Below are 18,585 nucleotides of genomic sequence, written 5' to 3'. Positions count from 1 at the left end.
CATGGCCAGGCGCAGCTTCCCGGCACTGGCCGTCTCGGTGCCCGACGCCCGGCGGTTCGTCTCCGACCTCGTCGCCGACCTGCCCGACCACGTCGGTCAGACGGCGGCGCTGCTCGTCTCCGAGCTGGCCGGCAACGCCGTCCGCCACGCCGACGGCCCCGAGATCGTCGTCGCCGTCGAGCACGCCGACGGCCGGCTACGGGTCGGCGTGACCGACACCGGACGGGAGCAGCCGGTCCTGCGCTCCTTGACGGTGACCGACGCGCACCGCCGCGGGCTGCAGGTGGTCGCGGCCTTCGCCGACCGGTGGGGCGCCCGCCGCAGCCGGGCCACCGGCGCCAAGACCGTGTGGTTCGAGCTGACCGTCCCCCGACGACGTCCGGAACCGGTACCCGTGCCGTCGCGATCCCGGCCTGATCGGTGACCGACCCCCTGAGCTCGCTGTTGCGGGCGGCGCACCTGCTCTCCCCGGCCAACCTGGCCGCGACCGTCGCCGCCCACGGCCGCGCGATGGGGATCGCGGAGACGGTGTTGTACCTGGCCGACTACGAGCAGGTCACCCTGCTGCCGCTGCCCGGTGACGGGGTGCCCGAGCGGCAGGAGCTGCTCATCGAGGGGACGATGGCCGGCCGGGCGTTCCGCCGGGTCGAGCCGGTGACCGGCGCCGCCGACGGCGGGGTGCGGCTGTGGGTGCCGCTGCTCAACGGCGTCGAGCGCCTCGGCGTGGTCGAGGTGACCCTCGACGAGGCTCCTGACGAGGTGTTCGAGGCGCGGATCCGGGCCTTCATCAGCCTGGTCGCCGAGCTGGTGGTGATCAACGACGCCTACAGCGACGTCTTCGCGCGGCTGCGGCGCCGCAAGACCCTGAGCCTGGCCGCGGAGATGCAGTGGGAGCTGCTCCCGCCGCTGACCTTCGGCACCGAGCGCGTGGTCATCACCGGCGGCCTGGAGCCGGCCTACGACGTCGGCGGGGACAGCTTCGACTACGCGGTCAACGGCGACATCGCCGACCTGCTGGTCATCGACTCCGTCGGGCACGGGCTGCCGGCGGCGCTGCTGGCCAGCGTCGCCATCAGCGCCTACCGGCACGCCCGCCGCAACCTGCTCGGTCTGCCCGACATCGCGGTGGAGATCAACGCCGCGATCGCCGGGCAGTTCCCCGGCAGCCAGTTCGCCACCGCGGTCATCGCCCGCCTGGACCTGGCCACCGGCCGGCTGCAGTGGATCAACGCCGGCCACCCCGACCCGCTGATCCTGCGCGGCACCGCCCTGGTGGCCCTGCCACGGTGCCCACCCTCCCGGCCGCTGGGACTGCAGGACGCCAAGCCGGCCGCCGGCGAGATCCGGCTGGAGCCGGGCGACCGGCTGCTGCTCTACACCGACGGGATCACCGAGGCCCGCTCTCCGACCGGGGAGTTCTTCGGCGAGCAGCGGCTGGCCGATTTCATCAGCTCTGCCCTCGCCGCGGGTGACCCGGCCCCGGAGACGGTGCGGCGGCTGATGCGGCGGGTGCTGGCGCACCAGGCCGACCAGCTGCAGGACGACGCGAGCATCGTCGTCCTGGAGTGGCTGACCGGTGAGGAGCAGCAGCTCCAGCTGTAGAACCGGCGCGGCCCAGCGGTCCGGAGCGATGATGTCGGTCCCACGTCTGCTCGGGGAGGGAACCGCGATGGCCGGCGCGCCCGAGGACCCGGACGCCCCGGAGGCGCGCGGCGGCGCGGCCATGGTGGTCCCGGCCGCGACCAGTCGCAGTCCTCGCGGGTCACTGGACCGGCGCAGGATCCTGGGAGCTGCGGTGGAGTTCATCGACGAGCACGGCATCGACGCGCTGACGATGCGCCGGCTGGGCGCCCAGCTCGGTGTCGAGGCGATGGCGCTGTACCGCTACGTCCCCAGTCGCGAGCAGCTGCTCGACGGCGTCGTGGAGAGCGTGGTCGACGAGCTCTACGGCGACCCCGACGTCCACATGCAGGCCACGCACGGGTGGCAGGACTACCTGCAGCGCCTGGCGCACGGCGTCCGCCGCATCGCCCTCGCGCACCCCGCCGTCTTCCCGCTCGTGGCGACCCGGCCGCCGGCCGCCCCGTGGGTGCGTCCCCCGCTGCGCAGCCTGCGCTGGGTGGAGTCCTTCCTGGAGACCCTGACCGGCAGCGGCTTCTCGGACGAGACCGCGGTGGCGGCCTACCGGGCCTACACCAGCTTCCTGCTCGGCCACCTGCTGCTGGAGATCTCCCAGCGCGGGGTCCCCATCAGCTCGCGGGACGACACCGACCCCGCCGACGCACCCCACACCGACCTCGGCCGGTACCCCTCCGTGGTCCGCCTGGAGCCGCTGCTGAGCCAGGACGAGTCCGCCGCGGAGTTCGAGGAGTCCCTGGAGAACCTGCTGGACCGCCTCGGCCGGCTGCGCCGGGAGGCCCGGCGCGGCTGACGTGCGGGTCCCCCAGCGGCCGGTCGACGGGCCCGACGGCACCGGCCGCCGCTGACCCCGCCGGGCGGGCCCGAGGTCGCCATCGACCTCGGGTCCCGTCCCGGTCCTCCGCCCCGATCCTGACGAGTCCTTGACGCGCGGGACGGCTCGTCGACCCCGGATCCGGTCGATCATGGACGGCGTGACCCGTGGAACCCTGCGCATCTACCTCGGCGCCGCTCCGGGCGCCGGGCAGACCGTCGCGATGCTCGACGAGGCGCACCGGCGTCACTCCCGCGGTAGCGACGTCGTCGTCGGGCTGGTGGAGACGCACGGTCGGCGGCGCACCGCCGCCCAGCTCGAGGGGCTCGAGGTGCTGCCGCGCCGCGAGGTCACCCACGGCGGCGTCACCCTGACCGGACTCGACGTCGAGGCAGTGCTCGCGCGGCGACCCGAGGTCGTCGTGGTCGACGAGCTGGCGCACACGAACGCCCCAGGCTCCGAGCACCCCGCGCGCTGGCAGGACGTCGACGAGCTCCTGGCCGCCGGCATCCACGTGCTGTCCACGGTCGACATCCAGCACCTGGAGAGCCTCGGCGACCTCGTCCGGCAGATGGCCGGCACCGAGCACCGGGAGACCGTGCCCGACGCCGTGGTCCGCGGGGCCGACCGGATCGAGCTGGTGGTCACGACTCCCGAGGCGCAGCGCGAACCGGCGCTGCTCCGGCCGGAGGACCGGGTCGGCGAGGGCCTGCGACGGTACCGGGCCGAGCACCACGTCGACCACGTCCGGGGAACGCGGGAGCGGGTGGTGGTCGCGCTGACCGGCGGCGCGGAGGGCGAGACGCTGATCCGCCGCGCCGCCCGGGTGGCCCAGCGCTCCGGCGGCGACCTGCTCGCCGTCCACGTGCTCGCCTCCGACGGGCTCACCGGCGCGTCCCCCACCGCGCTGCGCGCCCAGCGCGAGCTCGTGGAGAGCCTGGGCGGCAGCAACCACCAGGTCGTCGGGGACGACGTCCCCGCGGCGCTGCTGGAGTTCGCCCGCAGCGTGGACGCCACCCGTCTGGTGCTCGGCACCAGCCGTCGCTCCCGGTGGGCCCGCGCGCTGCGCAGCGGCATCGGCGCCCAGGTGATCGCCGACTCCGGCGACATCGACGTGCACATCGTCACCCACTCCGCGGCGGGCTCGCGGGGTTGGCGGCTGCCGCCGCTGACCGGCTCCCTCACGCCCCGCCGCCGCTGGCTCGGCCTCACCGTTGCGCTGGCAGGCGTGGTCGTGGTGACGGTGGCCTGCCTCGCGGCCGGTGCCGCCGTGTCGCTGTCGGTCGTCCTGCTCGCCTTCCTGCTGCTCGTCCTCGCCGTCGCCCTGGTCGGCGGGCTGTGGCCGGCGGTGGCCGCGGCGGTGCTGGGCGGGCTGGCGGAGAACTGGTTCTTCGTCGCTCCGACCGGGCAGCTGGACGTGCACCAGGCCGACGACGTGGTGGCCCTGGTGGGCGGGTTGATCGTCGCGGTCACCGTGGCCACCGTCGTGGACCGGTCGGCGCGGCGGGCGACCGTCGCCGCGCGCTCCCAGGCCGAGACGGCGATGCTGGCATCCCTGTCGCGGTCGGTCCTGGCGGGCGACCGTGGGCTCCCCCGCCTGCTCGAGCAGATCCGCGAGGCGTTCGGGCTCACGACGGTGGAGATGGTCGAGCGGACTCCCGACGGCGACCGCGTCGTCGGCGCGTGCGGCCAGACCGGCGGCGGCGCTCCCGGCGACTCGGTCGAGGACGTGACCGTCACCGACTCCCTGGTCCTCCGGCTGACCGGCCGGTGTCTCCCCGCCAGCGACCGGCGGGTACTGGTCGCCTTCGCCGAGCAGGCCGCCGTGGCACTCCAGCAGGGCCGGCTGGCGGCCCAGGCCGCCGAGGCCGACCGGCTGGCCGCCGGCAACAGCATGCGCACCGCCCTGCTCGCCGCCGTCAGCCACGACCTGCGCACCCCGCTGGCCGGGATCAAGGCCGCCGCGTCGGCCCTGCGCTCCGACGACCTCGACCTCGACGACGCCGACCGGGCCGAGCTCGAGGCGACGATCGACGAGTCGGCCGACCGGCTCACCGACCTGATCGACAACCTGCTGGACATGAGCCGCCTGCAGGCCGGCGTGGTCAGTCCGGCGCTGAGCCCCTCCGACGTCCCGGCCGTCGTGGACCACGCACTGCGCGGGCTGGACGGAGGAGACCTCGCGCGCATCGAGCGGGACTGGCCGGACGACCTGCCACCCGTCCCGGCCGATCCCGGCCTCCTCGAGCGGGTGGTCGCCAACCTCGTCAGCAACGCGCTGCGTCACGCCCCCACCGGCCCGGTCACCGTGACCGCCGGCGCCCTGGACGACCGGCTCGAACTCCGGGTCGTCGACCGCGGACCCGGCGTCCCCCCGGCCGACCGCGCCCGGGTGTTCGCGCCGTTCCAGCGGCTGGGCGACGCCCCCGCCGGGCAGGGCGTCGGGCTCGGACTGGCGGTGGCGCGCGGCCTGACCGAGGCGATGGACGGCACCCTGACCGCAGAGGACACCCCGGGCGGTGGTCTGACGATGGTCGTGGCCCTGCGGGCGGCCGCCGTCCCGACCCCGGCGGGACCCGTGGCTGCGCCGTGAGCCGAGTCCTGGTCGTCGACGACGACCCGCAGCTGACCCGGGCGTTGCGGATCACCCTCCGCGCCTCCGGCTACGAGGTGGTCACCGCCCCCGACGGGCGTGCGGCGCTGAGTGAGGTCGCCGCGCGCCACCCCGACCTCGTCGTCCTGGATCTGGGCCTGCCGGATCTGGACGGCACCGAGGTCCTCGCGGGGCTGCGGCCCTGGTTCACCGGCCCGGTGCTCGTGCTGTCGGCGCGGGTCGACAGCCGGGACAAGGTCGGCGCGCTGGACGCCGGTGCCGACGACTACGTCTCCAAGCCGTTCGACATGGGCGAGCTGCTGGCCCGGCTCCGGGCGTTGCAGCGCCGCGGCGCTCCGGAGCCGGAGGCCTCGGTGGTGCGTTCCGGTGCCTTCACCGTCGACCTGTCCGCCAAGCAGGTGACCGTGGACGGCGCCGTCGTCCGGCTCACCCCCACCGAGTGGGGCCTGCTGTCCGAGCTCGCGCGCGCGCCGGGCCGGCTGGTCAGCCAGCGGCAGCTGCTGCAGGCGGTGTGGGGACCGGCCTACGCGAAGGAGACCCACTACCTGCGGGTCTACATGGGGCAGCTGCGCCGCAAGCTGGAACCGGACCCGACGCGGCCCCGCCACCTGCTCACCGAGCCCGGGATGGGCTACCGCTTCCGTCCCTGAGCGGGCCTCCGGTCAGCCGACGTGCACCCGCGGACGGCGCGCGCGATCCGGCTCGGCCTCCCGGAGCACCTCTCGGGTCACCGGGGCGACCTCCCCCGCGCCGGTGAAGACGAACCGCAGCAGGTTGACGAGGGGGTTGCCCTCCGTCCACTCGAAGTACACGTGCGGGACGCGCTTCGTCTCGTCCCGGACGTGCAGCAGCAGTGCCGCCAGCGCGTTCGCGACGCTGGAGCTCTGCATCCGCAGCACCCGGTACCTCTCGTGGACGACCTCGCCCCGGACGTCGAGCGCCGTCGCGAAGTCCGAGGGGTCGGTCAGCGTGACCTCGACGAAGATGATGTCGTCGTCGGTCAGGTCGTTGTCGGCCTGGATCTGCCGCAGCTTGTCCAGGTACTCGGCCGCGTCGAGAGCGTCCGGCTCGTTGGCCACGAGGCGGATCTTGCGCCGCGAGCAGTCGCGGACGAACAGCTCCGCCTGCGGGTCCAGACGGACCTCCGTCACCCGCAGTTCCAGGGACCGGGTCAGCCGGGAGACGAGGGAGACCAGGACGATGGCGGCGATGAAGCAGGCGGCGATCTTCACGCCGTCGGGGCGCTCGACGACGTTGACCGCCGTGGTGTACACGAAGATCGCGGCGATTCCGGCGAACGCGACGGTCAGCCGCCGCTGGCCCGCCTGGTGCGCGGCGAGGGTGACCGCGACCGCGGCCGAGGTGATCAGCGCCAGGACACCGGTGGCGTAGGCGCCGCCCTGCGCGTCGACGTCGGCGTCGAAGACCCAGGTCACCACGAAGGCCACCGCCGTCAGGACCAGCACCAGCGGGCGCACCGCGTGCGCCCAGTCCGGCGCCATGCCGTAGCGCGGCAGGTACCGCGGGATCAGGTTCAGCATGCCGGCCATCGCCGATGCGCCGGCGAACCACAGGATGGCGATCGTGATCCCGTCGTAGGCCGTGCCGAAGCCGTCGCCGAGGAGTTCGTGCGCGACGTAGGCCAGCGCGCGGCCGTTGGCCTCCCCACCCGGCGCGAACTCCTCCTCCGGGATCAGCAGGGTCGTGACCAGGCTGCTGACGACCAGGAAGATGCTCATGATCACGGCCGCCGTCGTCAGCAGCCGCTGGGCGCCCCGGATCCGGCCGAGCGGGCGCTGCTCGGTGTCACCCGGCTCGCCCTGGATGTGCGGCATGACCGCCACCCCGGTCTCGAAGCCGGACAGGCCCAGTGCCAGCGCGGGGAACACCAGCAGCGCGGCCGCCACCATCGTCGCCGGGCCGCCGTGCTGGGTGGTCAGCGCGCTCCACCAGTCGGTGACCAGGACCGGTGCCGTGGCCACCTGCCACAGACCCGCGACGGCCACGACGAGGTTCAGCGCGAGGTAGACCGCGACCACGCCGACGGCCACCCCGATCGCCTCGGTGAACCCCTTGAGGAACACCGCCCCGAGCAACGCGAGCAGCCCCAGGGTGATCGCCACCTCGTGCCCGCGCCAGGAGGACGGCACGTGCGGGTTCTCCACGATGTGCGCCGTCGCGTCGGCGGCCGACAGGGTCATCGTGACGATCCAGGAGGTGGCGGCGAAGCCGAGCAGCACCAGGACGAAGAGCTTGCCCTTCCAGGACGGCAGCAGCCGCTCGAGCATCGCGACCGACCCCTCGCCGCGGGGACTCTCCTCGGCCACCCGCCGGTAGACCGGCAGGGCGCCGAAGAGGGTCAGCGCGACCAGCACGAGGGTGGCGATCGGCGAGAGCAGGCCGGCCGCGAGCGCGGCGATGCCGGGCTGGTAGCCGAGGGTGGAGAAGTAGTCGACGCCGGTGAGGCACATGACCTGCCACCACCGGTGCGTCGTGTGCGTCGCCGCGGGGTGGGCGTGCGGTCCGGGGATCCCCCGACGCTTCCGCGGCCGGCCCTGCAGGAGCCAGTCGCGCAACGGCGACGTCGTCTGCGCCGGGGCGTGGGTGTCGGTCGAGGTGGCCACCTTCACTCCCGTCCCCGTCGGAGTGGGCACCGGACTCGGGTCGGTCCGACGGTACGGCCGGCGAACGGCCCGGGACGTCGATCGACCGGGTCGCGGGCGTAAGGATTCCGTCAAGATCGCGCAGGGCGCGGGAGCGTGTCCGCTGACGTGCAGGGGGTGCGCCGTCCACGGTCGGCACGCGTGCCGTGTTTGACGAGCGTCGGACGGCGGCGGGGTCCGCTGCCTAGGGTGGCGGCGTGATCGTCCTCTTCGGCTTCGGCACCAAGCAGCAGGACCTGGGCCCCGGGGAGGTCCGCACCTGCCCGCACTGCGGCAACACCACGCAGTGGTCGCGGGTGCGCCAGTTCAAGCAGTTCACGGTGTTCTTCGTGCCCATCGCCCGGTGGGGACGCCGTCAGCTCGAGGTCTGCGGCATCTGCGGCACGGCCGCGCGGATCTGAGCACCGTCGTCCGGAGTCCGGGCCGTCCCGGCGCGGGCACAGGAACTCGGCAGGCGCACCGGCCGCGCCGACTCAGGGCCTGACCGGGCTCCGGTCCTCCGTCGCCTGCCCGGGGCGCGTGGGGACCACGAGCCGGTCATCCGCCCGGCGCCGGCCGGCCCACCAGCCGTAGCCACCGCTCCCGACGACGGTGAGGAGGACGGCCACGTAGACCCACAGCCACGGGTCGTCGGCGCTCACCTCGGTCCGGTAGCGGAGCAGCACGAGCAGCTCCAGGACCCCGAAGACGGCGTAGGCCACCGCGGGGATGACCAGTCTGGTCAGGTCGCGCTCCCGGATGGTCAGCGCGGCGGCGACCCCGAAGGCCATCAACCACGAACCGACCACCTGGCCGCTCAGCGTCCCCAGCTCCCACGGCCAGAAGCCCGTCATGTCGTCGAGCGTGTGGTGGACCGTCGCACCGCCCAGGTAGAGGACCACCCCGACCCCGGCCATGGTCGCGCCCTGCACGGCGAGCAGCACCACCAGCCAGGCCGGCATGGGGCGGTGGACCGGTTCGGCCGGGCCGCGGCGGAGCTCGTGCCCGAGAACGACGGCGAGGCAGGCGCCGGGGACGACGAGGTAGACGACGAGCCAGAACCAGGCCGCGAACCGCGCGGAGGCCCCGACGGCGAACAGCTGGAGGCCGTGGTTGTGGACGATCGTCGCAACGAGGGCGAGGACGGTGTACACGGTCACCGTGAGGACGGGGACCCGGATCCGGCTCCATCGCCGCTCCCGGAGGGAGAGCAGCGAGAGGACGAAGCCCGCGGCGAACGCGGCTCCGAGGAAGGCCGCCGTGAGCTCCGTGGAGATGCGCCAGGCGAAGTCGTCGTGCGCCCTCGACGCCCCGACGAGCAAGCCGAGTACGGCGAGCAGCGTGAGGCCGGTGAACGCGATCAGCAGCAGACGGCAGCCGACCCGGACCTCGTCCTCCGGAGCCCGCCCCTCAGGCGCCGCTGAGCCCCGCACGTCGGGTTCTCGTGGACTCATCGCTGCGCCCGCCTTCGACGACCCGATCCCCGCAACGACCCGGCGACGGCCCGCTGCTCGGTCCGGCGCTCGTGTACAGGCTCGTCCTCGGCCGCGGCCCGGGCAAGAGGCAGGACCGGTCCTCCTCGGGGTCGCCGCAGGGACGCAGCTGAGGTCGATGCCGGTGACCGGTTGCCGCAGAGTGCACCTGCGCCCGCCGGCCTGACGCAGTCAGTGCTGCACCCAGCCGCCTCGCGACGGTGGAGGGCGCCCCACTTCGCCGGAGCGGACGAAGCGGGGCGCCCTTCAGCGATGCGGCGTCGGTCAGGCGATGGAGCGCACGTTGGACAGGTCGGCGGTCGACCGACGGTTCGCCGCGGCGTCGGTGTCGACGATGGCGCGCAGGAACAGACCGCCCTGCAACTTGACCAGCCGCGAGGCCAACGTCACCAGGTAGTGAACGCCCACCCGAGGGTCGAGCACGGTGCGCGGCGTGACATCGAACGCCGCCTGCTTGACCCTGGCCGCCAGCTCGGCGGTGCTGGGCTGGTGGAGCCAGGCCGGACCGGACGGGCCCTGCGAGCCCTGGACGCCGGGGAGACCGACCGGACCGGCGGGACCGGCCGGGCCCTGCACGCCCTGCAGGCCCTGCAGGCCCTGCAGGCCGCGGACACCCGCTGCGCCCTGCTCGCCGCGCTGGCCCTGCTCGCCCTGCGCACCGGGCAAGCCCTTCTCGCCCTGTTCGCCGGTCTCGCCGATCACACCGCGCTGACCCGGCGCGCCCCGCAGGCCGTGCTCACCCTGCGGTCCGTGCTCACCTCGCTCGCCGGCCACACCCCGCGGGCCGGTCTCGCCGCGCAGCCCGGGGAGGCCCTGCGGGCCCTCCTGGCCCTGCTCGCCGGGGCGACCGGTGGAGCCGGGCAGACCCTGCTCGCCCTGCGGACCGGTCTCGCCCTCGGGCCCCTGGCCGCCCTGCGGGCCCTCGTCGCCTCGCGCGCCGACCGGTCCCTGGAGACCGCCCTCGCCCATCGGACCCACAGGACCGGTCGGGCCCTGCTCACCCTTGTCGCCTCGCTCGCCGACCGGACCGCTGGGGCCCTGCTGACCCTTGTCGCCCTGCTCACCGACCGGACCGGTGGGGCCCTGCGCGCCCTTCTCGCCTCGGTCACCGGCGGGGCCGGCCGGACCCTGGGGACCCTTGTCACCGATCTCACCGGCGGGGCCGACCGGGCCGGTCGGGCCCTTTCCGCCGCGGTCACCCTCCTCGACCGTGACGTCGACGGGAACTGCAACGGTCTCGGTCTCGCTGGACTTGGTCTTGTTCGATTGCGCCATGGCGGAGCAGGCCTCTCATAGGGGCGGTCATGTGGTGGGCGGCGTCGGTGGGTTCGGCACCCGAGGGCCGGGATCCGTTCAGCCCCCGTAGAGGACGGGCTGGAGCCGGCCCAGCCGGCATTGGATGGGGTCCGGCCCGAAGACCCAACCGACGTCTGGGTGCCCCGTGCCGACGGCGGTAAGCGTCCGGCTCACCGTGAGACCGGCCACAACCACGGCCGAAGGAGGCCGACACCAACGGCGGCTCCCTCGGCGGGGAGCTCGTCCTCGACCTCGCCCGTCCGACACGCCCGGGCCGACGGCGGCCCTCCCCCGGAGCGACCAGGAACAACCGCCGGGAGGACCCTGACCGGCGTGCCCGACTCCCCCCGAGCCGTGCCGAGACAGAGAGGGCGGACTCGATGAACGCATCCCGACCGCAGGCCCGACCGGCCACGGCCGCGGACCGGGCGCGCGTGGCAGCTGTCCTGGCCGGAGCCTTCGCCGACGACCCCGTCGTCACCTACCTGTTCCCCCCGGGCGTGCGTCGGCGGGAGGAACGGCTGGCACGGTTCTTCGCCCTGGAGCTCCCCCGCAGCGAACGCCTCGGAGGGAGTTGGATGTCGGCCGACGGCGACGGGGCCGCGATCTGGTACCCGCCGGGCGGCTGGCGGCCCAGCACCACGGAGACGCTCCGGCAGACGCCTGCGGCGCTGCGTGTCTTCGGCCGGAGGATCGGCCTCGCGTCGCGGGCGCAGTCCGTGATGCAGGAACACCATCCCGTGCAGCCCCACTGGTACCTCTACTACCTGGGGACGGAACCGGAGAAGCAGGGCACCGGGATCGGCGCCGCGGTGATGCGCCCGGTACTCGACCTCTGCGACAGCCGGCGCCTGCCCGCCTATCTGGAGGCATCGAGTCCCCGCAACCGCGCGTTGTACCGGCGCCACGGCTTCCACGAGTTGGAGCAGCTGGTCCTGCCCGCGAACGGACCCACGGTGTACCCGATGTGGCGGGAGCCGCAGTGAGCACGGGACACGGGCAGGCCCCGGCGGGATGCCACGGTGTCCGGCGGGCACGCGCGTAGCGTGGGGTTGCCGATCCCTCCTCGTTCACTGCCTCCCATGGCAGCGCCGGGACCGACTCACCACTACCCCGCCGCGCTGCGGTGGAGTCAGGCCGTTTCCGCCATGACCTCCTCCACGATCCCGATGACGACCTCTACCGACGTCCGAGCCCGCGAGCAGGCATCGCTGCGCGACGACGCCGCGCAGGCCATGACCACCGAGGCGTGCGACGTGTGCCCACACCCGCGTGCGGACCATGACGCGATCGCTGCGCGGTTCTGCTCGGCGACGGGCACCGGTGCGATCGCCAGGGGTTGCGTCTGCCGGTCCTGACCGCGCTCCGGCCCCCACGGCGGCGGTCGACGTCGGTGGCTCCGTCAGGGAGCGGTCCGTTGCCCATCGCACTGCACAGGCAAGGGACGCTCGGGCGACACGCCCGCCGCGACCCGCGGACCATCGCAGGATCGCTGCGCAGCCGTAGCACCGGCGTCATGCGACGAGCCGACGCTGTGGGCATGACGGCCAGCCTGTACGTGACCGGCACCCACGTCGCGTCGGTCGAGCGCGACCCGCTCCGGGACGGCCGGGACCTGCGCCGCGCGGTGACGTTGGCCCACGCGGTCGCCCGGCCCGTCGTCGACGGGCTCGCCTCGTCGGTCTGCGGCGTCCTGGTCACCGCGATCGCCGACATGGACTGGCACAACGCCTGGGCCATCTCCCGCTGTGCGGAGTGCCAGCGCATCGCGGGGTGGACCTGACCCGACGACCGTGGGCCACCCGCGGCCCCCGGACTCACCCCGAGTCGGACATCGCGTCCGAGTCCTGCCGGTCTGCCGGCACCTCGTCACCCTCGGCCGGGCCGGCCGCGTCCGCGTCCAGGAGCTGCGCATGGGTGACCGTCGTGTCCCAGCGGTGCCCACACGTGGCGTCGAGGCACTTCCACTGGTCGATCAGGGCCAGCTGCGCCATGTCGGCCCGCCAGAGGTGGTGGACGCGCGGGGAGGCGCACTCGGGGCACCGGATCACGGCGGCACTCACCGATCCGCCCCCGACGGGGACGGGGGCGGACCGGCCGCCACCCGCGCGGCCCCGCCCACGGTCGGCTCGGGCGCGACCGGGGGCCGGAACCGGAGCCCCCTCGCCCCGCGCCGGGCGACGTCCGCGGCGGTCAGCCGGCAGCCGCCGGGGCAGTCGACGGCGACCAGGGTGCCGTCGCGCCAGCGGGCAGATGCGGACAGGCCGCACCTCGGACAGGTCTCCCAGGTGACGCGCTCGCCGCCACTCATGCGGTCCTCTTCCTGGCCGCCGCGCTCGAAGGCCGGAGAGAAGGAGCCGGACCGCCGCTATGAGTCCTCGAGGCTCCCTGATCGGCGCCGGGAATACCCACCACACCCCGCGACAACCACGCAACGCGCAGCAACTCCTCGGGGTGCCGGCTCACTGGCGGCCCCGCAGCGGACGACGTCCACGGGGACGACGCTCCCCGTCGACGGCCGCCCGGCTGCCGCTCACGCGCCTGCCGGCACCAGCTCGTACTCGGCGAGGTCGAGGTCGGCGGTGCGCTTGCGGTAGTCCTCGACGCTGCCGGACCAGTTGTTGGTGATGCGGCCGTCCGGCGTCTTGTACCAGCTGTTGCAGTTGCCGGCGAAGGAGCTGCCGCGGAGCTCGTCCTGCAGCTGCGCGTTGTAGTGCTCGAGCACCTCGGGCTTCAGGTCCAGCGCGGCGCCCTTCTGCCGGCCGGCCTCGAGGGCCTTGAGGACGTAGTCGAACTGGCACTCGAGCATGGCGATGATCGAGTTGTGGCCGAGGTTGGTGTTCGGCCCGTACAGGATGAAGAGGTTGGGGAACCCCGACACCGTCATGCCGAGGTACGCCTCGGGCGACTCGCGCCAGGCGTCCCGCAGCGAGACGCCCTCCCCGCGGCGCTGCGGCCAGCTCTTCGGGGAGCGTCCGATGATCTCGACGTGCCCGATGAAGGACAGCGTCTCGAACCCGGTCGCGTAGATGATCACGTCCATCTCGTGCAGCCGGCCGTCGGCGGTCCGGACCCCGGCGGACTCGATGCCGTCGATGCGCTCGGTGACCAGGTCGACGTTCTCGCGCATGAGGGCCGGGTAGAAGGTGTCGGCGATCAGCAGGCGCTTGCAGCCGATGGGGTAGGTCGGCCACAGCTTCTCGCGCAGCTCGGGATCGGAGACCTGGGACTCCAGGTGCTCCCGCGCGATCCGGGTGAACTCCTGGGCGACCGGGTTGTCCTCCAGCTTCATGGCCCCGATCCAGCCCTCGTGCTCCCAGTAGAAGCCGTCCCTGCTCTCCCGCAGCCGGGTCGGTTCGTCCAGGAACAGCCGCCGCTCCTCCTCGGTGTAGGGCCGGTCCAGCCGCGGGACGCAGTAGTTCGGCGTCCGCTGGAACACGGTCAGGTGCCCGGCGACCTCGGCCACCTCGGGGATGAACTGGACGGCGCTCGCGCCGTTGCCGATGCTCGCCACCCGCTTGCCGGTGAGGTCGACGTCGTGCCGCCACCGGGCGGAGTGCCAGGAGTCGCCGTCGAAGTGCTCGCGGCCCTCGATGCCCTTGAAGCTGGGCCGGTTGAGCTGGCCCCAGGCGGCCACGAAGGCCCGCGCCCGCACCTGCTCCCCGGACAGCGTCGTGATCAGCCAGTGTCCGCCGTCCTCCAGCCACACCGCCTCGGTGATCTCGGCCCCCAGCCGGATGTGGTGGTTGAGGCCGCGCCGGGCGACGAGCCGCTCGATGTTGGCCTGGATCTCGGGCTGGAACGCGAAGACCCTGCTCCAGTCCGGCTGTTCGTCGAAGGAGAACCAGTACAGGTGCGACTGGACGTCGCAGCTGGCGCCGGGGTAGCTGTTGTCGCGCCAGGTGCCGCCGACGCGGTCCTCCTTCTCCAGGATGACGAAGGACTCCTCGCCGGCCATCTTCAGCTTCATCCCCATGCCCAGCCCGGCCAGGCCGGCTCCCAGGATGGCGACCTCGTAGACCTCGGTGTCCATGGTTTCCCCTTCTGTGGCGTGCGCGTTCTGCTGGGGCGGGTCCCGGAGCCGGTGGGCGCCGGAGCGGCTGTCAGGCCGTGACGGGGTGCTCGGCGAGGAAGTCGGTGACGACGCGGACCAGGTCCTCCGGCCGCTCCAGGTGCAGGCAGTGGCTCGAGCCGGGCCCGGTGATCAGCTCGTAACGGGCGCCGGGGATCCGGTCGGCGACCGCCTTGGCCTGCCAGGGTGGGGTCAGCAGGTCCTGCTCCCCGACGACGACGAGGGTCGGCGCGCTGATCGCCCCGAGCCGGTCGAGCGTGTCGTGCGCCAGGTCGGCGTCCCACTGCTCCGTGGTGACCCCCATCTGCTCCTCGTTCTGCGGGAAGAACGGCGCCATGGGCTCCAGGAGCTGCAGGAATTCCGGGTGGTCGAGGATCTGCGGGGAGAAGGCGAGCCCGGCGACCGCCAGCGCGGCCTCCATGTCCCGGGTCGCGTACGGGTGCCGCAGCGCGGTGAACATGCTGCGCTGGAAGCCGTCGCAGCGGCCCCACGTCGCGTAGAGGACGGCGCAGGCGACCTGCTCGGGGCGCGCGAGCGCCATCTCCTGGGCCACCGCCGAGCCGAGCGACCAGCCGACGACGTGCGCCGCCGGGATCTCCAGGGCCTCCAGCAGGGCGCAGGCGTCCTCGGCCATGGACGCGGCGGTGATGGGACCCTCGCCGCGTTCGCTCCCGCCGAGTCCGCGGTTGTCGAAGGCGATGACCCGGTGCCGCTCGGCCAGGCGCGGGACCTTCTCCGCCCACAGGCCGATCGACCCCGACGTCCCCATGACCAGCAGGACCGGATCGCCCTCCCCACTGACCTCGTAGTGCAGACCGACCCCGGTACGGACTCGTTGCAGCGGCATTCCGGGACCATGCCCCGCGCCCCCCGGTGCTGGCTTGAACCTCCGGATGCGCCGGTTTGAAGGAACGTGCGGCCGGCGGGCCCGTGCCGGCGGAGGCCGGTCGGCGGCGGATGCGCCTGCCGTCGGGGATCGCCGTGCGCCCCTGTCGTGACGCAGGTCACCGGACCTACTCTCGGGGCAGTCGTCGGTGTCGACGCGGGGGCGGACCCGGAGGCCAACCATGGTGCAGCAGTTGATAGCCCCGGATCAGCTGCCGGCGTGGGTGCCCGGCCGGCTCACCGTCCACAACCCGGACGCCGGCTGGGACGGCGTGTCGGTCCGCGGGTACCGCTACGGACCGTCGGACGTCGTCGTCCCGCCGCTGCGCGACTACACCGTCGTCGCCTACCGGCGCGGGGTCACCCCGATGCGCCGGCGCGTCGACACGACCTGGACGGCCGAGGAGCTGGGCCCGGGCGACGTCTCGCTGCTCACCCGCGCCGTCGGGTCCCACTGGGTGTGGCCCCGCGACATCGAGGTCGTGCACGTCTACCTGACGCACGACGAGCTCACCGCGACCTGCCGCCAGATGTACGAGCGCGACGTGGCCGACGTCGAGCTGCACGACACCGTCAAGGCCGAGGACCCGGCGATCTACCGCACCATCCTGCAGATCGCCCACGAGGCGGCCCAGGGCGCTGCCGGCAGCAGGTTGATGGTCGACTCACTGTCCTGCCAGCTCGCCGTCCAGATCCTGCGGCGGCACGCGCACGTCCTCTTCCGGGAGTGCGGCGGCTCCGACGGGCTCACCTTCGAGCAGGACCGCGCGGTCCGTGACTACGTCCACGACCACCTCGCCGAGACCGTCTCCCTGGACGACCTCGCCGCCGTCGCACGCCTGAGCCGGTTCCACTTCGCCCGCAAGTTCCGGGCGACGATCGGCACGACGCCGCACGCGTTCGTCCTCCAGCAGCGCGTCGAACGCGCCCGCACGCTGCTGGAGCGCACCGGGACCCCCATCCCCGACATCGCCGCCAGCTGCGGGTTCGCCGACCAGCCACACCTGACCCGGGAGTTCAAGAAGCGGGTCGGCGTCACGCCCGGCCGGTACCGGAGCCGTCAGCACTAGAGGTCACGATCGGCCGCGTCGGGTGCGGTCACGCCGACCGATGCTGCAGGGCGCCCCTCAGCCCACCGGGCGCGCGCTGAGGTCGTCCATCCGCAGCACGACGGGCGCGTTCCCGGCGTTTCCGGAGAGGTAGGTCGTCAGCCCCACCCCGCCTGGCTCCTGCAGCGCCGCGGTGGCGTCGGTCCCCGTCCGCTGCCGGCCGCTCGGCTCGACGGCTCGGCCGACTCGTCGCGAGGGCAGCACCCGGATCGTGGGTCAGCGGGTGCCCTTGGCCGCCTGCTTCTTCCCGGCCTTGCCCTTCCCCGCTGTGCGTGCCTTCTTGCCGCCCTTCTGGCCGGCCTGGTCCCGCGCCTGCTTGGCGGCCTTCTTCTTCTCCTTCTTGCCGTCCGCTGCTGCATCCGCAGCGACCGCGGCCGTTCCGCCGGACGATGGCGACGCGGCGGCCCGGGACCTGCTGCCCGTGGCCTTCGGAACGCTGTCCTCGACGGCGGCGGGTCCCGATGGCATCACGGCGCCGTCGGCTTGGGTGAGCAGCGTCCTGAACCTGCTGCCGGCGCGGAAGACGGGAACCACGGAGGGACCGACCTGGATCGCCTCCCCCGTCCGCGGATTGCGGCCGCTCCGGGGCGCCCGTTCGCGGCGTTCGAAGGTCCCGAACCCACTCAGCGACACCCTCTCCCCGCGGGCGACGCTGCCCTCGATCTCGGCCAGGACTCCGCTGACGGCAGCAGCGGCCGCCGCGCGGTCCCCGCCGAGCCGCTCGGTCATCCGGGCGACGAGGTCGGACTTGTTCATCGGCGGTCTCCGCTGAGTCATGGGCGGACGAGGAGCGGCCCGGGTGTGGACAGCCGGTTCAGCTAAACCGCGAGACGCCCCCGGCACAACAGGGCCGGCGCCGTCCCGACGTGGGGACGGGCCTCCTCGACTCCCGCTCAGCAGCCCGGCGCGCGAACTCGGCGGTGCACCAGCCCGGTCAGCCGGGCAGCGTGGCCAGGAAGTGGCGCGCCTGCTGCTGCCCGTGGTGGAACAACTGCCGGATCATCGCCGGGCTGCGGTCGAGCTTGCTGGCGACATCGAGGTCCAGGGCGAGGGCGATCTCGCGCACCTCGATGTGCCGGTAGCCACCGCCGAGGCGGGGCGCCCACTCGTTGACCTTGCGAAGCAGGTACAGCTCCTGCTCCAGGGAGAGGTTCCCGGCCAGCTCGTTGCGGCGGTCGGCGATGTCGACGATCGTCGTCGGCTCCGTGGCCCGGGCGCGCGGATTGACCCGGATCACCCAGATCTCCTCCGGGCCGGCGTCCGGCAGTTCGCGTACCGGCGGGTTCTGGCTGAACAGGCCGTCCCAGTACCAGCTGCCCTCCAGGTGCACGGCGCGGAACAGCGGCGGCACGGCGGCCGAGGCGAGCACGGCGTCCACCGTGATCTCTCCCCGCCGGCTGGAGAACGCCCGATGGTCGCCGGTCGCGACATCGACCGCCCCGACCAGCAGCAGCGGCTGGTCGTCGGGCGGGGACTCCTGCAGCCGGGCGACCTCGTCGAAGTCGACATGACGCGTCACCAGCTCGGTCAGGGCCTTGCGTGCCAGTTCGGGATAGGCGTACGGGCTGACGACCGGCAGCGTGACCCGTCCCTCCAGCCGGGCCAGGCCGACCAGCCAGCGGTTGGTCACCCGATCGCTCAGCCCGGTGGCCGTGTTGTCCTGCCAGAAGCGCTCCAGCAGGCGGCCGGCCTCGGGAGGCCCGCCGGTCAGCAGCCCGTACCAGGTGAGCAGGGCGCAGATCGCCCCACCCGAGGTCCCGGACAGCGCCACCACCCGGTGCCCGCTCCCGCTCAACACCTGGTGCAGGGCACCCGCGGTGAACGCCGAGTGACTGCCCCCGCCCTGGCACGCGATCGCCACAGCCGCCATCGACGACTCCCCCAAGTCCCGAGACCCGACCTGTCTCGCTCCCCCAGCCTGCCCCACAACCGGACCTGGCGGGACTGCGGACCGGATCGACCTCAGCGAAACCGGCAAGTGGCTGGAGGGCGCCATGCGTGCCGATCAGAGGCGCGGTGCCG

19 protein-coding genes are annotated in these 18,585 nt (G+C 73.7%); 11 read left to right on the top strand and 8 right to left on the bottom strand.

All coding sequences use genetic code 11. The annotated features are described in order from the left end of the window. Position 1: 1 nt before the first annotated feature. The 5 genes from MY520_RS09700 (at position 2) to MY520_RS09680 (ending at position 5,716) form a co-directional block, all read left to right on the top strand. Positions 2 to 424 carry an ATP-binding protein gene (locus MY520_RS09700; protein WP_436691881.1) on the top strand — a complete coding sequence of 141 codons (423 nt, stop codon included), beginning with the start codon at positions 2 to 4 and terminating at the stop codon, positions 422 to 424. Then, complete coding sequence (locus tag MY520_RS09695) at positions 421 to 1,602, top strand: PP2C family protein-serine/threonine phosphatase (RefSeq protein ID WP_436691880.1); 1,182 nt, start codon at positions 421 to 423, stop codon at positions 1,600 to 1,602. Before MY520_RS09700 ends, MY520_RS09695 begins: the two co-directional genes overlap by 4 nt. Positions 1,603 to 1,633: 31 nt before the next feature. Continuing rightward, positions 1,634 to 2,431 (top strand): TetR/AcrR family transcriptional regulator, encoded by a 798-nt coding sequence (locus MY520_RS09690; RefSeq protein ID WP_436691879.1) that lies wholly within the window; start codon positions 1,634 to 1,636, stop codon positions 2,429 to 2,431. A 172-nt stretch (positions 2,432 to 2,603) separates the two neighbouring features. After that, positions 2,604 to 5,045: an ATP-binding protein gene (locus MY520_RS09685; protein ID WP_436691878.1), complete on the top strand. Its 2,442-nt coding sequence runs from the start codon at positions 2,604 to 2,606 to the stop codon at positions 5,043 to 5,045. Then, positions 5,042 to 5,716, top strand: a complete 675-nt coding sequence (locus tag MY520_RS09680) for a response regulator (RefSeq protein ID WP_436691877.1) — start codon at positions 5,042 to 5,044, stop codon at positions 5,714 to 5,716. The genes MY520_RS09685 and MY520_RS09680 overlap by 4 nt, the downstream gene beginning before the upstream one ends. A gap of 12 nt (positions 5,717 to 5,728) precedes the next feature. Here MY520_RS09680 and MY520_RS09675 read toward each other — a convergent pair whose 3' ends face one another. After that, positions 5,729 to 7,690, bottom strand: a complete 1,962-nt coding sequence (locus MY520_RS09675) for a hypothetical protein (protein ID WP_436691876.1) — start codon at positions 7,688 to 7,690, stop codon at positions 5,729 to 5,731. A 236-nt stretch (positions 7,691 to 7,926) separates the two neighbouring features. Here MY520_RS09675 and MY520_RS09670 point away from each other — a divergent pair, with 236 nt between their 5' ends. Further along, positions 7,927 to 8,130, top strand: a complete 204-nt coding sequence (locus tag MY520_RS09670; RefSeq protein ID WP_436691875.1) for a zinc-ribbon domain-containing protein — start codon at positions 7,927 to 7,929, stop codon at positions 8,128 to 8,130. Between the two features lie 72 nt (positions 8,131 to 8,202). Here the strand turns inward: MY520_RS09670 and MY520_RS09665 are convergent, their stop codons facing one another. Both MY520_RS09665 and MY520_RS09660 read right to left on the bottom strand, forming a co-directional pair. Then, positions 8,203 to 9,141, bottom strand: coding sequence for a hypothetical protein (locus tag MY520_RS09665; protein WP_436691874.1), 939 nt, complete (start codon positions 9,139 to 9,141; stop codon positions 8,203 to 8,205). Positions 9,142 to 9,465: 324 nt separating this feature from the next. Further along, entirely contained in the window at positions 9,466 to 9,624 is a 159-nt protein-coding gene (locus tag MY520_RS09660) for a hypothetical protein (protein ID WP_436691873.1), read from the bottom strand. A gap of 66 nt (positions 9,625 to 9,690) precedes the next feature. Here MY520_RS09660 and MY520_RS09655 point away from each other — a divergent pair, with 66 nt between their 5' ends. From MY520_RS09655 to MY520_RS09640, 4 genes are all read left to right on the top strand, one after another. Beyond that, positions 9,691 to 10,497, top strand: a complete 807-nt coding sequence (locus tag MY520_RS09655; RefSeq protein WP_436691872.1) for a hypothetical protein — start codon at positions 9,691 to 9,693, stop codon at positions 10,495 to 10,497. A gap of 434 nt (positions 10,498 to 10,931) precedes the next feature. Continuing rightward, positions 10,932 to 11,483: a GNAT family N-acetyltransferase gene (locus tag MY520_RS09650; RefSeq protein WP_436691871.1), complete on the top strand. Its 552-nt coding sequence runs from the start codon at positions 10,932 to 10,934 to the stop codon at positions 11,481 to 11,483. A gap of 96 nt (positions 11,484 to 11,579) precedes the next feature. Beyond that, complete coding sequence (locus MY520_RS09645) at positions 11,580 to 11,855, top strand: RGCVC family protein (RefSeq protein ID WP_436691870.1); 276 nt, start codon at positions 11,580 to 11,582, stop codon at positions 11,853 to 11,855. A gap of 182 nt (positions 11,856 to 12,037) precedes the next feature. After that, positions 12,038 to 12,280: a hypothetical protein gene (locus MY520_RS09640; RefSeq protein WP_436691869.1), complete on the top strand. Its 243-nt coding sequence runs from the start codon at positions 12,038 to 12,040 to the stop codon at positions 12,278 to 12,280. A 34-nt stretch (positions 12,281 to 12,314) separates the two neighbouring features. Here the strand turns inward: MY520_RS09640 and MY520_RS09635 are convergent, their stop codons facing one another. The 3 genes from MY520_RS09635 to MY520_RS09625 form a co-directional block, all read right to left on the bottom strand. Beyond that, positions 12,315 to 12,560: a hypothetical protein gene (locus MY520_RS09635; protein WP_436691868.1), complete on the bottom strand. Its 246-nt coding sequence runs from the start codon at positions 12,558 to 12,560 to the stop codon at positions 12,315 to 12,317. Between the two features lie 470 nt (positions 12,561 to 13,030). Then, positions 13,031 to 14,530 (bottom strand): flavin-containing monooxygenase, encoded by a 1,500-nt coding sequence (locus MY520_RS09630; protein WP_436691867.1) that lies wholly within the window; start codon positions 14,528 to 14,530, stop codon positions 13,031 to 13,033. 70 nt (positions 14,531 to 14,600) lie between these two features. Then, a complete protein-coding gene (locus MY520_RS09625; RefSeq protein WP_436691866.1) occupies positions 14,601 to 15,416 on the bottom strand; it encodes an alpha/beta fold hydrolase in 816 nt (271 codons plus the stop codon). 220 nt (positions 15,417 to 15,636) lie between these two features. Here MY520_RS09625 and MY520_RS09620 point away from each other — a divergent pair, with 220 nt between their 5' ends. Further along, positions 15,637 to 16,524, top strand: coding sequence for a helix-turn-helix domain-containing protein (locus MY520_RS09620; RefSeq protein WP_436691865.1), 888 nt, complete (start codon positions 15,637 to 15,639; stop codon positions 16,522 to 16,524). Positions 16,525 to 16,779: 255 nt separating this feature from the next. Here the strand turns inward: MY520_RS09620 and MY520_RS09615 are convergent, their stop codons facing one another. Both MY520_RS09615 and MY520_RS09610 read right to left on the bottom strand, forming a co-directional pair. Continuing rightward, positions 16,780 to 17,319 carry an HU family DNA-binding protein gene (locus tag MY520_RS09615; RefSeq protein WP_436691864.1) on the bottom strand — a complete coding sequence of 180 codons (540 nt, stop codon included), beginning with the start codon at positions 17,317 to 17,319 and terminating at the stop codon, positions 16,780 to 16,782. Between the two features lie 178 nt (positions 17,320 to 17,497). Beyond that, positions 17,498 to 18,433: a patatin-like phospholipase family protein gene (locus MY520_RS09610; protein ID WP_436691863.1), complete on the bottom strand. Its 936-nt coding sequence runs from the start codon at positions 18,431 to 18,433 to the stop codon at positions 17,498 to 17,500. Positions 18,434 to 18,585 lie beyond the last annotated feature (152 nt).

It is taken from the genome of Geodermatophilus sp. CPCC 205506, from assembly GCF_051383635.1.
GTDB lineage: Bacteria > Actinomycetota > Actinomycetes > Mycobacteriales > Geodermatophilaceae > Geodermatophilus.
Note: the sequence above shows the minus strand (reverse complement) of the source record. Positions and strands in the feature narration are given on the sequence as shown.

Excerpts from the sequence above, each read along its gene's own strand:
- MY520_RS09690 (WP_436691879.1), top strand. The coding sequence starts at position 1,634 with ATGTCGGTCCCACGTCTGCTCGGGGAGGGAACCGCGATGGCCGGCGCG.
- MY520_RS09700 (WP_436691881.1), top strand. The coding sequence starts at position 2 with ATGGCCAGGCGCAGCTTCCCGGCACTGGCCGTCTCGGTGCCCGACGCC.
- MY520_RS09625 (WP_436691866.1), bottom strand. The coding sequence starts at position 15,416 with ATGCCGCTGCAACGAGTCCGTACCGGGGTCGGTCTGCACTACGAGGTC.
- MY520_RS09610 (WP_436691863.1), bottom strand. The coding sequence starts at position 18,433 with ATGGCGGCTGTGGCGATCGCGTGCCAGGGCGGGGGCAGTCACTCGGCG.
- MY520_RS09685 (WP_436691878.1), top strand. The coding sequence starts at position 2,604 with ATGGACGGCGTGACCCGTGGAACCCTGCGCATCTACCTCGGCGCCGCT.
- MY520_RS09620 (WP_436691865.1), top strand. The coding sequence starts at position 15,637 with ATGGTGCAGCAGTTGATAGCCCCGGATCAGCTGCCGGCGTGGGTGCCC.
- MY520_RS09645 (WP_436691870.1), top strand. The coding sequence starts at position 11,580 with ATGGCAGCGCCGGGACCGACTCACCACTACCCCGCCGCGCTGCGGTGG.
- MY520_RS09630 (WP_436691867.1), bottom strand. The coding sequence starts at position 14,530 with ATGGACACCGAGGTCTACGAGGTCGCCATCCTGGGAGCCGGCCTGGCC.
- MY520_RS09640 (WP_436691869.1), top strand. The coding sequence starts at position 12,038 with ATGACGGCCAGCCTGTACGTGACCGGCACCCACGTCGCGTCGGTCGAG.
- MY520_RS09615 (WP_436691864.1), bottom strand. The coding sequence starts at position 17,319 with ATGAACAAGTCCGACCTCGTCGCCCGGATGACCGAGCGGCTCGGCGGG.